The sequence below is a fragment of the Niastella sp. OAS944 genome (assembly GCA_024809215.1).
Taxonomy (GTDB): Bacteria; Bacteroidota; Bacteroidia; order Chitinophagales; family Chitinophagaceae; genus Niastella.
Genome location: JANUBW010000005.1, coordinates 444,158 through 457,764 on the forward strand (window position 1 = coordinate 444,158; position 13,607 = coordinate 457,764).

The window sequence follows — 13,607 nt, forward strand, 5'->3', positions numbered from 1 at the left end:
ATAGATGAAAAAGATGCTGTTTTGTGTGCTCTTATTAGCCACTGCAGGCGCCTGCAAACGTGAATTTCTAAATACAAAACCGCTGGATAAAGTTTTATCGACAGATACCTGGAAAGATGGTGCACTGGCAGAGGCTTTTATCACCGGTATTTATGCCGGTTTGGGACAAGGTGGTTTTGATGAACAAATGCTGGCCTCCCTATCGGATGAAGCCGTTTTTACGCATCCCAGCCGGGGGATCAACATCATAAATGAAGGCACGCTCAACCCATCGAATATTGGCTGGGTAAATGTGAACTACCGCTGGGGAAAAGATGGCAGCAATAACGACATGTATGCCAAGGTGCGGCAAACCAACCTGGCTATTGAGAATTTGCGCACAGCCACATTTGAGGACAAAACGCTTAACGACCGGCTGAAAGGAGAATCGCATTTTATGCGTGCTTTCTTTTTTCATCAACTGGTAAGGTATTACGGCGGTGTACCAATTATCGATAGAACTTATGGTCTTGGTGAAGATTACAGCGTAACCCGAAATACCTGGGAGGAATGCGTAAACTTTATTATTAAAGATTGCGACACCGCCATCCAGCTACTAAAAGGAAAAACAATGCAGTCTGGCAGGGCCAGCGACCTGGGGGCCATGGCGTTAAAGTCGCGCATGTTGTTATATGCAGCAAGCGATCTGCACGACATACCAACGGCTAAGTCAAGATCGGCCGTGATCAGTGGCTTTTCAAAACCGGAATTACTGGGTTATGTAAGCGGTGACCGCACAGCCAGGTGGACAGCCGCCAAAAACGCCGCAAAAGCGTTGATGGATGCTGCCGCTACCAAAGGATACAAACTGAACCTTACGGCCCCTGTTTCAACAGCCGACGGCAAAAAGAATTACGTGTCGCTGGCAATGGGCGGCGGCAGCAAAAGCGGTGACGTAGATAAAGTAGCGGCAAGTGAAATACTCTTCGGCCGTTACTTTACAACCAACAAAGATGAATATGCCGGCATGTATGTAGGATTGACAAACGGACCCAATGGCTATCATAACTGGGCCGGTAATACGCCCGTTCAACAACTGGTTGATGATTATGAAATGATGGACGGCAAAAAATTCAGCTGGGACAGTGCTAAACATAAGGCCAATCCTTATGCAGACCGTGATCCCCGGTTTTATGCCAGCATCTTATATGATGGGGCCGATTGGAAACCCCGCGACAAGATCTCGGGTAATGTGGACCCGGCCAACCAGATACAAACAGGTAAGTACGAACAGGCTGGCGGCACATTCCTACCGGGGCTCGATACCCGCTCAAGTTCCATCGAAAACTGGAACGGCAGCTGGACGGGTTATTACATGCGTAAATTCATTGATCCCGATCCCGACATTGTTGACAATACAACCCGGCAAACCATTCCCTGGCCTTTCTTTCGCTATACCGAAGCAGTGATGAATTATATAGAAGCCTGTATTGAGCTGGGCGAAGAAGCAGAAGCAACGCTTTGGCTGAACAGGATCCGCTTTAGAGCCGGCATGCCTGCCATTGCCGAAAACGGCGCAGCATTGAAAGAACGATACAGGAACGAACGCAGAGTTGAACTGGCCTATGAAGACCAGCGATACCACGATTGCCGCCGCTGGATGAACGCCCCTGCTACTTTTGGCCGTAAGCTGGTATATATTGATGTGGTAGGTAAATTGAAACCAGGCGCCACGGCACCATCGCCCTACAGACATGACGAGACAAGATACAATTACACCTACACGCCACTGGAAGTTAATTCGCAGGAGAACCGTAAGTGGGACGATAAAATGTACTTCAGGCCCATACCCAGTGATGAGATGAAAACTAATTTAAAGCTGGTGCAGAATCCGGGATATGATTGATTGAAGAAATTTCTGATTTTGAGATTTAGGGATTTTGAGATTTGTCTTGAGGCTGCATTAAAAGAAATCTCGAAATCCCTAAATCTCGAAATCCACAAATTCATACCTATAAATTTCAATTTCGGTTTGTTTTAAACAAAAAGTAACTATTGATAATGAATCGACCTATTATTATCATTTGTTTCATATTCATTTCATGTACCAACAATAAACAAATTGAATCGGTCGCTCGCCCCTTGTTTACTCTACTACCGGCCGACAGCACCCACGTATCATTCACCAATACGCTCACAGAAGGCTTAAACACAAATGTGCTGATGTATGAGTATTTCTATAATGGCAGTGGCGTGGCTACCGGAGATGTGAACGGGGATGGACTGACTGATATTTATTTCACAGCCAACATGGCCGGCAATAAACTATACCTGAACAACGGGGCCATGCATTTTGAAGAGATAACGACGGCCGCTGGTGTAACCGGCAGGACCGGTCCATGGAAAACCGGTGTAACCATGGCCGATGTGAATGGCGATGGCCTGCTTGATATTTACCTTTGTTATTCGGGAAAATTAAGTGGAGAAAAAAGAAAGAATGAGCTGTTCATCAATACAGGCAATGATGCAAAAGGCTATCCGCATTTCAGTGAGCAGGCGCAACAATTTGGGTTGGCCGATACCGGGTACACCACCCAGGCTTACTTCTTCGATATGGACCGCGATGGCGACCTGGATGCATTTATGCTAAACCACAATCCCAACTCATTACCGGTGCTCGATGAAGCCAGTACGGCAGCCATTTTACAGAAAGAAGACAAAGCTGTAGGTGTTCGTTTATTACAAAACGACAAAAACAACTTTACCGATATAACCCGCAAAGCGGGCATCAGCAGTTCTGCCCTAACGTATGGACTTGGCGCCGGCATTGCCGATCTTAACAGCGATGGCTGGCAGGACATATACATTTCAAACGATTATGCGGTACCGGATTATTTGTACATAAACAATCATAATGGAACCTTTACCGACCGGCTGCAAACAAGTTTGGGCCACAACAGCCAGTTCTCTATGGGTAACGACATTGCCGATATAAATAACGATGCACTGCCCGATATTTACACCCTCGATATGCTGCCCGAAGACAACCATCGCCAAAAGCTATTGTTTGCGCCCGATAATTATGAAAAGTTCAATCTGAATATTCGTACCGGTTTTTATTACCAGTATATGAGAAATATGCTGCAGTTGAATGTGGGCCCCCAACAGGCCTCTATTCCCCCCTCCTTTGGAGGGGTCCAGGGAGAGGTGTTATTTAGTGAGATCGGTCAGGCAGCCGGCGTATCGAACACCGACTGGAGCTGGGCGCCATTGTTAGCCGATTATGATAACGATGGCTGGAAGGACCTGATGGTGACCAATGGCTATTTGCGCGATTATACCAATCTCGATTTCATCAAGTATATGAACGACTATGTGCAAAGCAAGGGGCGGTTGAAACGGGAAGATGTGTTGGAGCTTGTACATAAAATACCATCAAGCAACGTGATCAATTACCTGTTTGCGAATAACAAAAATTGTACGTTCACCAATGTATCAACAAAATGGGGCTTTACAAAGGCATCGAACAGTAACGGCGCCGCATATGCCGATCTTGATAACGATGGCGACCTTGACCTGGTGATCAATAACATTAATGAACCTGCTTTTATTTACCGCAATGAGAACCGGCAACAAACAGGCTCGCATTATTTGCAAATAAAATTGCAGGGACTTACCGGCAATACCCAGGGTATTGGCGCAAAAGTTATTTGTTATACCAGCGCCGGCCAACAATATGCAGAACAGATGCCATCACGAGGATACCTGTCAACGGTATCTTCTCTGCTGCATTTTGGCCTGGGCCAGCAAACAACCATCGATTCCATTCGTATAATATGGTTAAACAACAAAGAGCAGATCTTACATAATGTAAAAGCCGATCAGTTACTGGTGGTTGAAGAAAAAGCGGCTACGGATAAATATAAAGGTTTGCAGTTCGCCCCTTCCCTGTTTGCCGAAACGCGATCACCCATCGATTATACATCGCCTGCCAGCGCCATAAATGATTTTAAACGACAACCATTGCTGGTTAATCCTTTATCGTTTAGCGGGCCCTGCCTGGTAAAAGGTGATGTAAATGGCGATGCGTTAGAAGACATTTATGCCGGTGGCGGCAGTGGCCAGCCAGCCAGGTTATACCTGCAACAAAAAAATGGTGGTTTTTTACAAAAGCAGGAGCCGGATTTTGAGTCTGACGCGTTTAGTGAGGATACAGATGCAGTAATAGTTGATGTAAATGGCGATGGCTTTAATGATATATATGTGGCCAGCGGCGGTTATCATAATTACACGCCCGATGACCCTTTGCTGCAGGACAGGCTTTATTTAAACGACGGAAAAGGTAATTTCAGAAAAAGCAACAACGCACTGCCCCCTATGCGGGTTAGTAAAAGTTGTGTACGGGTAAATGATATCAATAACGATGGGCACCCCGATCTGTTTGTTGGTGGCCGGCTTATACCAGGCCGTTATCCTGAAACACCGGTGAGTTATATACTCATAAATGATGGCAAGGGGCATTTTACCGATCAAATAAATAGTATTGCCCCTGCATTGCAAAAAGCCGGCATGATCACCGATGCAGCCTGGATAGATCTGAATAACGACAACAGGAAAGACCTGGTAGTTGTGGGCGAATGGATGCCCGTATCGGTATACGTTAATGTGAATGATAAACTACAAGAGCAAACGACAAATTATTTTAATTCAAACTACCGGGGCTGGTGGAATAAGATTGCCACCGGTGATTTTAATAAAGATGGTAAACCCGATCTTATTATTGGCAACCTGGGACTGAACACCCAATGCCGGGCAAGCGATAAAGAACCTGCCGAACTGTTTTACAAAGATTTTGACGACAATGGGGCCATTGATCCTGTATTTTGTTTTTACATCCAGGGCAGATCTTACCCGTATTGTACCCGCGATGAATTGCTTGACCAGGTTAGCATGATGCGTACGCGCTTTATTGATTATAAAGGTTATGCCGATGCTACGTTGAACAACGTTTTTACTGAAGAAGAATTGAAAGGCGCCGGCCATTTGCAGGCAAACTATCTGCAAACTGCTTACTTCGAAAGCGGGCCTGGCAAATACCAGTTAAAAGCATTACCCATTCAAACGCAATACATGCCGGTATATACCATTACACCGCTCGATTATAACAAGGATGGCCATGAAGATCTTTTATTGTGCGGAAATATGAATAAAGCAAAACTACGCCCGGGCAAGTATGATGCAGGTTATGGTATGTTATTGCAAAATGATGGCAAAGGCGGGTTTAACTACCTAAGTCAGCAACGATCGGGATTTTATGTAAAGGGCGATGTAAGAACTGTATTACCCATTAACGGGCTGTTGTTATTTGGTATCAATCAACAGCCAATAAAAGCATATAAGGCACAATGAAACGATTGTTATATACATTCCTTATGATTTCACTTGCAGGTTGTAAAGACCGTATTCATAAAGAGCCAGTTTTTACGTCCGTGATCATTGGCCAGGTGATTGAACAAATGACTGAGGTAATGATCCATGACATAACAAATCCGCCACTGGCAGCGCGATTTTTTTCATATGCCTGTTTGGCCGGTTATGAAGTAGTCGCTCAAAATAATGCCACATATAAAAGCATGCATGAAGCTCTTAATGAATACCCCCACTGTAAGCGTCCGGATTCAATACCATCATACAACGTTCAATTAAGCGCTGTGCTGGCCATGTTACAAACTGCGCAAAAAATGCAGCCTTCGGAAAAACTGCTGGCAGCGTTTGAAAAGCATTTTATTGATTCCTGTAAAAGATCGGGCTTTAACGAAGAGACTATAAATAATTCCCTGCGTTATGCAAAAGCGGTAAGTAAAAAAATACTGGCCTATGCAAAGGCCGACCGTTATAATAAGATAAGTAATTATATCCGTTATACGCCGGTAGCCAAAGAAGGTTGCTGGTACCCTACCCCGCCCGGTTTTTTACCGGCGGTAGAACCATACTTCAGTACTGTTAGAACGTTGGCGCTTGATTCGTGCACACAATTTAAAGCACCGCCGCCTACTATCTTTTCAACCGGAAGAAAAACGGCTTTTTATAAATTACTTTTACAGAATTATGAGGAAGGCAAAGAGATGCCAATGGAGCATCGCGTTATTGCAGCATTCTGGGATTGCAATCCTTTTGCCATCCAAGACGATGGTCATTTGATAATGAGTAGTAAAAAGATATCACCAGGCGCCCATTGGCTGGGCATTACCGGTATCGCCTGTTCAAAAGCCGGTAAAAATTTTGAAGATGCCATGCAGATCTATACAAATGTAGCCATTGGATTAATGGATGCATTTATCTGCTGCTGGGATGAAAAATTCCGCAGTAACCGTATTCGTCCGGAAACTGCCATTAGAAAATACATTGATCCGCATTGGACACCGGTATTACAAACACCGCCTTTTCCCGAATACCTGAGCGGGCATTCGGTTATATCAGCCTGTTCGGCCACCATTCTCACCCATTTCTTTGGCGAAAACTTTGCGTACACCGATAGTGTGGAAGTATCATATGGCCTGGCGCCAAGGCATTTTTCCTCTTTCAACCAGGCTGCACAGGAAGCAGCCATCAGTCGTTTTTACGGTGGCATCCACTTTATGGATGCTATTGAGAACGGGTTGATTGCTGGCAATAAAGTGGGCAAATATGTGATCCAGAAACTGACAAACAGACAATAGTCAATGTTACAGGTTGCAGGTTACAAGTTACAGGGAAAACCAATTGCGATCTCCTTGGTGCCTGAAACCTGTAACCTGAAACAATTTCTATCTATCCAACTGCCACCTTAATAACCACTTTCTTTACAGGAGCAGCATTATCTATCATAATATTCGGCATATGCAGATCGTGCGGGAAGAAAACCGCAAACATGCCGGCTTTTATAACCGAGAAAAAAGAAGGCTTTTCGCCCCACAGCATAAAATCCTTCTCATCATCGTATGCTTTTGAAGGTTTTTGCGTGGTAAGCAAATCGTGGCCAATACGCTCTGCGCCGGAAACAATGTATTGAATATCGATATATTTCTTATGCGATTCCATTTGCTCGTTATCAGTAGCAATGGTGTCGTATTCATTTACAATGGCAAACAAATTGGTGCCGTCGAGTTCATATTTTCCCTTTTCAACTTTCGAAAAATCGGTGTTGGCCAGGTACTCAAATGCTTTTTTAAACAATGGGCCCTGGTTGTAATACAATTGTGCGTTAGACAGCAGATCGATGATCATCGGGTATAATTATGTTTTATTAGAGGCGAAAGGTACTTAAAAACATGCAACCTGGCATATACAAAGCGAAGCATGAAGTAAGAAATAAGAAGTAGGAAAATGCAAAATTCAGGATCTTCTTACTTTTTACCCCCTACTTCTTACTTCTAAAAGAAGATCTGATATTGTAACGTCACCGTATTCTTGCGTGCACCTTTTACAATACCTGTAGCCACAGAGGTTTCATATGTTGGCCTGTTTTGCCAGTCAAGTGTGAACTTCGATCTATGGCCATTTATAAGGCAATTGATACCGGCATTATATATTTCCATTGACTTTCCATTTAAACGATCGTATTTGGCATGTGTAAAGGAAGCATAGGGCATAAACCGGCTTTTGCTTTTCAAAAAGTTCTCAGGGAATAAATAGCCAACCTGCGTATAAATAACTTTTCCGGTGCCAAACATAGGATGCGAATTACCAAATGTAGGACCATGGCCGGTAATGGCACTGGGTGCAGATAACGAAGTACCATTGGCCGGGTTCATAGATCCGTTAAAACGCAAATAATCTTTACCATAATCGGTATTGAAAAATCCTGCGTAGGCCGAAATGGCGTCCTGTTTGCTGCTCAGCGGCATATCCAGAAAACTTTCAACTGCAAACAATTTCAGGTCTTCGTAAATGGTATCTGTGGGGTTTGGAATTTCCATATGCCACATAGCGTCTTTCTGGTAAATACCGCCTACAGCAATGTTGAAGATCTTTTTCTTACCTAAATAAGTACCCGTCATATAGGGCGTGGTATGGTTCTCATGTTCGAAGAACTGGTAAATAAGATAACCCTGTTGTTGCAGTGTATGTCCGTACTGTGCAAAATTTGAAACGTTTGTAAGTCCGTTTTGCGCAGCGCCCGATGATGTTATAGGAAAAGGATCACTCAGAATAAACCGGTAATCAAATTTACCTATCTGACCACGGGCGTAAACGCTCAGTTTACGGCTAAACTCATCCGTTTGGTCAACGGTCGTTTGCGCAAAAACGGGAACGTCCATGGTCATAATGGTACTAACACTTGGCTGTGAGAACCGCGATAAGCCGTTGGCGATGGTCAGTCCGCCACCAACTTTCAACTGATTGCCTTTTGAAAATTTGTATTCTCCCAACGCGTCGTGGAAAAAGGCATGCAGTTTACGGTTATTGCCGGTATTGTACTGGCTGTTGAAATTGTTCATGCCAAACTGGAAATACACAAATACCTTATCGGTTATTTGTCCAAACGCCTGAAAACGCGTTCTACGCAAACCGATATCAAATGTATTATCCTTCACCCTGTTTTCAACCAGGGTGCCGGGATTGCTTTCATTAAAACGAAGCCAGGTTTGGTTCGATAAAGTGAATTGAAAATAATGACTGCCGCTTTGGTTAAGATTAAACTTCAATGCGTCTTTCTCTGGTTCCGGAGCCGGCGGGCCTTCGGCAGGTAAGCTAACCTGGGCATTAGAATACAACGACAGGCCTAAGCATGTCGCAAGAAATGCTGATCTCATGGTAAGTTTCTTTTGGGTTTGTTTGGCCGCGAATATAGTACGGGAAGATTAAAATGAAATTAGAGAGGCCTTTATATATAAGCAGATTGTTCAGTTGAAAGAAAAGGCTTTCCAATTCATCGGAAGTATTTTACATTGAAAATATTGAGCGTTATTTTCAATTTGATGACTCTTAAATTAAAAATAAAGCGCATTACTTTCAATTTGATCAGCCTTAGATTAGAAATAATCTGCCTTATTTTCACTTTGATGAGCGCTATATTAAAAGTAATATGCATTATTTTTAAATAGACGATCATCCAATTAAAAATCCTTTCCTGTGTAGATTATAGATTATGGTAAGAAGGCAATGAAACAGAAGAAAAATATGGTAAGGGGCAAACAATCGAGTCGCCCAATAAAGACCTGGGCATGGTCATTTGGCTAAGCAGATCGAAAGAGGTACGAAACAAATGTAAACATTATTTTTTTATAATCATAATTTATTGATCGGGGTCATTTATTAAAGTTGCCGGATACCTGTTGCCGGGCCTTACATTCAGAACGCCGCCAAATAGTTAGCAGTCTGAAAATTCAAGGCCTGGAAACCGGTAACCAGAAACCCGGAAACCTTTTTACTTACCAACTTTCAGCTCAGCCTTTTGCAGGTCGGCCGAGCTGCGGCCTACCATGCATTCAAAGATGCCATCTTCTACTCCAAATTGCATATCAGCATTCCAAAAAGCCAGCTTGCTGGCATCAACGGTAAAGGAAATCGTTTTCGTTTGTGCCGGTTCAAGCGTAATACGGGCAAAATCTTTCAACTCTTTTACCGGCCGGGTTACACTGCTTACTTTTTGATGTATATATAATTGTACAATTTCATCGCCTGTCATACTTCCGGTGTTGGTAACATCAACTTCAACAATGCCATAAATTTCGCCACTTGAACCAGCAGAGGCCAAACTGGTCTTTTTGGGCGCGCCAGGCATAACGATCCTTGGTTTTGAATAATTGAAGGTGGTATAACTTAACCCATGCCCAAAAGGGAACAAGGGTGTTTTATCTTCCATTACATAATTAAAGAATTGCGCGCTGGGTTTGTGATTGTAGAACACAGGGATCTGTCCAATTGAGCGGGGATATGTGATAGTGAGTTTTCCCGATGGATTTGTTTCGCCAAACAAAATATTGGCAAATGCATTACCAGCCTCTTCACCCATAAACCAACCATCAACAACCGCAGCAACATTTTGTACCACACCCGGAATTGCCAGGGGCCGGCCATGTGTTAAATAAACCACCACTGGTTTGCCTGTACCTACAATGGCTTTTACCAGCTCTTCCTGTTGACTTTGTAAACGCAAATCGGCCATATCGCCAAAGTGATTGGGCGCCCAGGCCTCGCGCGACAATTGTTCGTTCTCCCCAATTGCCAGCACAACGATCTCTGCCTGTTGCGCAATTTTAACAGCTTCGTCAATCAGTTGGGCGTTTTCTTCTTTTGAAGGGAATATGATGGTATCAATGTATTGGTAATTATTCTGGCTTATGGTATCGCCATTGATGGTAATCCGGCAGCCTTTTGCATACAGTACTTCGGCCCCCGCTGCTTTATTCTTAATGCCTTCCAATAAGGAAATGTTTTTACCGGGCAGGCCCGAATAGTCGCCCAAATAGTTTACGGCAGCCATAGGGCCAATTACCGCAATCTTTTTATACTGATCTTTCTTCAATGGTAACAAATTGCCCGGTGCGTTGCCAAAGGGCGTATTTTTTAGCAACACCATCGATTCTTCGGCGATCTTTAGTGCCAACTGGCGGCCTTCGGTGTTAGCAGCATTTTGTTTTGCTTTTTCTATATCGATGGTTATTGCCTGCTCAAACAAACCCAATTTAAATTTCAGTTCAAGTATTTTAGCAACAGCGCTATCGAGCGATCTTACACTGATCTTATTTTCTTTTACCAGTGTACCGAGGTGACGATAATTCACTCCGTATGGCAAATCGGTTGTTACACCCGCATTAAAGGCTTTAAGTGCAGCAGCTTTTTGATCGGCAGCAATAAAATGTTTATTCCATAACTGCTCTATGCCAAACCAGTCGCTTACCACTACCCCGCCATAATTCCATTCTTTTCTTAATACATCTTTCAGCAACCATTTATTGGCGTGGGAAGGCATTCCATCTATTTCATTATAAGAAGCCATAATACCGGCGGGGTTGGCATTTTTTATCACCAGGCGAAAAGGCTCCAGATGCGCCTCGCGAATAACCCGCATTGAATAGTTGGCGGGCGCCTGGTTGCTGCCACTCTCCGACTGGCCATGACCAGAGAAATGTTTTAAAGTAGCCGCCACATGGTCGGGCGCTATAGCTCCATTGGTGCTACCCTGAAAACCGCGCACAATAGCGCTGCCCAGCATACCGCTCAGATAAGGATCTTCGCCAAGGGTTTCGCCAGTGCGGCCCCACCGTGGATCACGAACAACATCGAGCACCGGCGCCAGCACCAGACTGGTGCCCCGTATGCGGGCCTGTTTTGCGGCGTGGGTGTAAAGCTTTTCAATAAGCACGGGGTCCCAACTGGACGAAAGGCCAATACCATGGGGAAACACATCAACCTGGCGCTGTACCAATCCGTGGTGGGCTTCATCAATGAATATAATAGGAATACCCAGCCTGGTTTTATTTACCATATAGTCCTGCAATCGGTTGCGGGCCGATATGGTTTGCTCAAGGGTTTCATCAAAGGCCGGGTTATCATACCCATTCCATTCTTGTACAGCGAATCGAGTTTGGCGGTATTGTTAAACAGTTTATCGTCGAGCCTGGGTCGGCCGGCATGCATGGTTTGCAACTGGGCCACTTTTTCTTCCAAGGTCATACGTGAGAGCAGATCGGCAACCCGTTTTGCTATGGGTTGTTTGGCATCTTTGTAAGCAGGTTGTTGCGCATAGGTATAGCTAAAGCAAACAACGAAAAAGGAAACGAAAAGCGAAGCAAATTTCATTTTGAACCATTGATTTTAGATAAGACAAATGTTCATACAAACTCACACTCGTTAGCAGAAATGCGACATTTACACGCGGGAAATCAATGAAATTTGGGTGGGAAGTAGCTAGAATGGGCTGAAGGTAGGAAAAAAATTAAATTCGGCTGAGCTGGTAATACCAATATGCAGGTCGAAACCTGTCTCATTTCCATGGTTTTAGCAGATATATTGAACAAAATGCAACAGAACAACCCAGAATTTGATATTTTTTCATTTTTAACGTCACTATTAGAAAAAATACACATAATTCCCTTATAATCTGACGATATTTTAAGAATTTTGCAGCTTGATTTAAAATAAATAAAATGAGCAAAACCCCCGCTGCATTATTCGACAAAGTATGGGATTCGCATGTGGTAAAGCATATTGACGATGGCCCCGATGTGTTGTTTATTGACCGGCATTTTATTCACGAGGTAACCAGCCCGGTAGCATTTTTGGGTTTGGAAAGCCGGGGACTGAAAGTGATGTTCCCCGAGAAGACCTTCGCAACTGCCGATCATAACACGCCTACCATTAACCAGCACCTGCCCGTTCAGGACCCCCTGAGCGCCAACCAGCTGAAAGCCCTGGAAAGTAACTCGGCTAAATATGGTATTTCACACTGGGGATTGGGCAATCCTAAAAATGGTATTGTGCACGTTGTGGGTCCCGAAAACGGTATTACACTGCCAGGTATGACCATCGTTTGCGGCGATTCGCATACTTCTACCCACGGTGCGTTTGGCGCTATTGCATTTGGTATTGGTACGTCTGAAGTTGAGATGGTACTTTCAAGCCAGTGTATTATGCAGCCACGCCCCAAGAAAATGCGTATAAACGTAAACGGTAAACTGGGTAAAGGCATCGTTCCAAAGGATGTTGTGCTGTACATCATTTCTAAACTCACTGCCGCCGGTGCAACCGGTTACTTTGTAGAGTTTGCCGGTGATGTATTTGAGAACATGACCATGGAAGGCCGTATGACCGTGTGCAACATGAGTATTGAAATGGGTGCACGTGGTGGTATGGTAGCTCCTGACGAAACCACGTTCAACTACATAAAAGGCCGCGAAAAAGCACCTAAAGGCGAAGCCTGGGATAAAGCAGTAGCTTACTGGAAAACGCTGAAGAGCGACGAAGGCGCTTTCTTTGATAAAGAATACAACTTCGACGCTGCCGATATTGAGCCAATGATCACCTACGGAACCAATCCGGGTATGGGTATCGGTATCACCAAAAAGATCCCTTCTGCCGAACAAATTGGCAGTGGTAAAGCCAGCTTTGATAAGTCATTAGCTTATATGGATTTCCATGAAGCTGATAATATGATCGGTAAAAAAGTTGATTATGTGTTTATTGGTAGCTGTACCAATGGCCGTATTGAAGACTTCCGCGCATTTGCATCTATTGTAAAAGGCCGTAAAAAAGCTGATCATGTAACTGCCTGGATCGTTCCTGGTTCGCACATTGTTGAAGCGCAAATTAAGGAAGAAGGTATTCTGGATATTCTGACTGAAGCAGGTTTCCAGTTACGTCAACCTGGTTGTTCAGCCTGTTTGGCCATGAACGACGACAAGATCCCAGCCGGCAAATACGCGGTAAGCACCAGCAACCGCAACTTTGAAGGCCGTCAGGGTCCTGGCGCAAGAACCATGCTGGCAAGCCCACTGGTAGCTGCAGCCGCTGCGGTTACAGGGTTTGTAACTGATCCTCGCGAACTGATCTAAGTTACAGGTTACAAGTTTCAAGTTACAGGGAAAACCAACTTCGTGGTCCCTGAAACCTGGAACCTGCAACTTGAAACAGATTCCTAATAA

The 13,607-nt window shown here is 44.2% G+C and carries 8 protein-coding genes; 4 read left to right on the forward strand and 4 right to left on the reverse strand.

Annotated features, from left to right (window positions below; all coding sequences use genetic code 11):
- Nucleotides 1-4: 4 nt before the first annotated feature.
- The 3 genes from GGD38_RS22515 to GGD38_RS22525 all read left to right on the forward strand — a co-directional run bounded on the left by GGD38_RS22515 (nt 5) and on the right by GGD38_RS22525 (nt 6,698).
- Nucleotides 5-1,885: a RagB/SusD family nutrient uptake outer membrane protein gene (locus GGD38_RS22515; RefSeq protein WP_375301459.1), complete on the forward strand. Its 1,881-nt coding sequence runs from the start codon at nt 5-7 to the stop codon at nt 1,883-1,885.
- A 155-nt stretch (nt 1,886-2,040) separates the two neighbouring features.
- Nucleotides 2,041-5,388: a VCBS repeat-containing protein gene (locus GGD38_RS22520; RefSeq protein ID WP_375301460.1), complete on the forward strand. Its 3,348-nt coding sequence runs from the start codon at nt 2,041-2,043 to the stop codon at nt 5,386-5,388.
- Complete coding sequence (locus tag GGD38_RS22525; protein ID WP_375301461.1) at nt 5,385-6,698, forward strand: vanadium-dependent haloperoxidase; 1,314 nt, start codon at nt 5,385-5,387, stop codon at nt 6,696-6,698. Before GGD38_RS22520 ends, GGD38_RS22525 begins: the two co-directional genes overlap by 4 nt.
- Nucleotides 6,699-6,789: 91 nt before the next feature.
- Here GGD38_RS22525 and GGD38_RS22530 read toward each other — a convergent pair whose 3' ends face one another.
- The 4 genes from GGD38_RS22530 to GGD38_RS22545 form a co-directional block, all read right to left on the reverse strand.
- Entirely contained in the window at nt 6,790-7,245 is a 456-nt protein-coding gene (locus GGD38_RS22530; RefSeq protein WP_375301462.1) for a YhcH/YjgK/YiaL family protein, read from the reverse strand.
- A gap of 146 nt (nt 7,246-7,391) precedes the next feature.
- The gene (locus GGD38_RS22535) at nt 7,392-8,774 is read right to left on the reverse strand and encodes a porin (RefSeq protein ID WP_375301463.1); all 1,383 of its coding nucleotides are present in this window, start codon (nt 8,772-8,774) and stop codon (nt 7,392-7,394) included.
- Nucleotides 8,775-9,388: 614 nt separating this feature from the next.
- Nucleotides 9,389-11,452, reverse strand: a complete 2,064-nt coding sequence (locus GGD38_RS22540) for a glycoside hydrolase family 3 N-terminal domain-containing protein (protein WP_375301464.1) — start codon at nt 11,450-11,452, stop codon at nt 9,389-9,391.
- The gene (locus GGD38_RS22545; RefSeq protein WP_375301465.1) at nt 11,446-11,766 is read right to left on the reverse strand and encodes a hypothetical protein; all 321 of its coding nucleotides are present in this window, start codon (nt 11,764-11,766) and stop codon (nt 11,446-11,448) included. Before GGD38_RS22545 ends, GGD38_RS22540 begins: the two co-directional genes overlap by 7 nt.
- A 347-nt stretch (nt 11,767-12,113) precedes the next feature.
- On the opposite strand from GGD38_RS22545, the gene leuC reads away from it, so the two are divergent.
- Nucleotides 12,114-13,517 carry a 3-isopropylmalate dehydratase large subunit gene (gene leuC, locus GGD38_RS22550; protein WP_375301466.1) on the forward strand — a complete coding sequence of 468 codons (1,404 nt, stop codon included), beginning with the start codon at nt 12,114-12,116 and terminating at the stop codon, nt 13,515-13,517.
- The last annotated feature ends 90 nt before the right edge of the window (nt 13,518-13,607 follow it).

Bases quoted from the DNA above. Each gene is read 5' to 3' on its own strand.
- GGD38_RS22540 (WP_375301464.1), bottom strand. From the start codon at position 11,452: ATGGTAAATAAAACCAGGCTGGGTATTCCTATTATATTCATTGATGAA.
- GGD38_RS22525 (WP_375301461.1), top strand. From the start codon at position 5,385: ATGAAACGATTGTTATATACATTCCTTATGATTTCACTTGCAGGTTGT.
- GGD38_RS22545 (WP_375301465.1), bottom strand. From the start codon at position 11,766: ATGAAATTTGCTTCGCTTTTCGTTTCCTTTTTCGTTGTTTGCTTTAGC.
- GGD38_RS22530 (WP_375301462.1), bottom strand. From the start codon at position 7,245: ATGATCATCGATCTGCTGTCTAACGCACAATTGTATTACAACCAGGGC.
- leuC (WP_375301466.1), top strand. From the start codon at position 12,114: ATGAGCAAAACCCCCGCTGCATTATTCGACAAAGTATGGGATTCGCAT.
- GGD38_RS22520 (WP_375301460.1), top strand. From the start codon at position 2,041: ATGAATCGACCTATTATTATCATTTGTTTCATATTCATTTCATGTACC.
- GGD38_RS22535 (WP_375301463.1), bottom strand. From the start codon at position 8,774: ATGAGATCAGCATTTCTTGCGACATGCTTAGGCCTGTCGTTGTATTCT.
- GGD38_RS22515 (WP_375301459.1), top strand. From the start codon at position 5: ATGAAAAAGATGCTGTTTTGTGTGCTCTTATTAGCCACTGCAGGCGCC.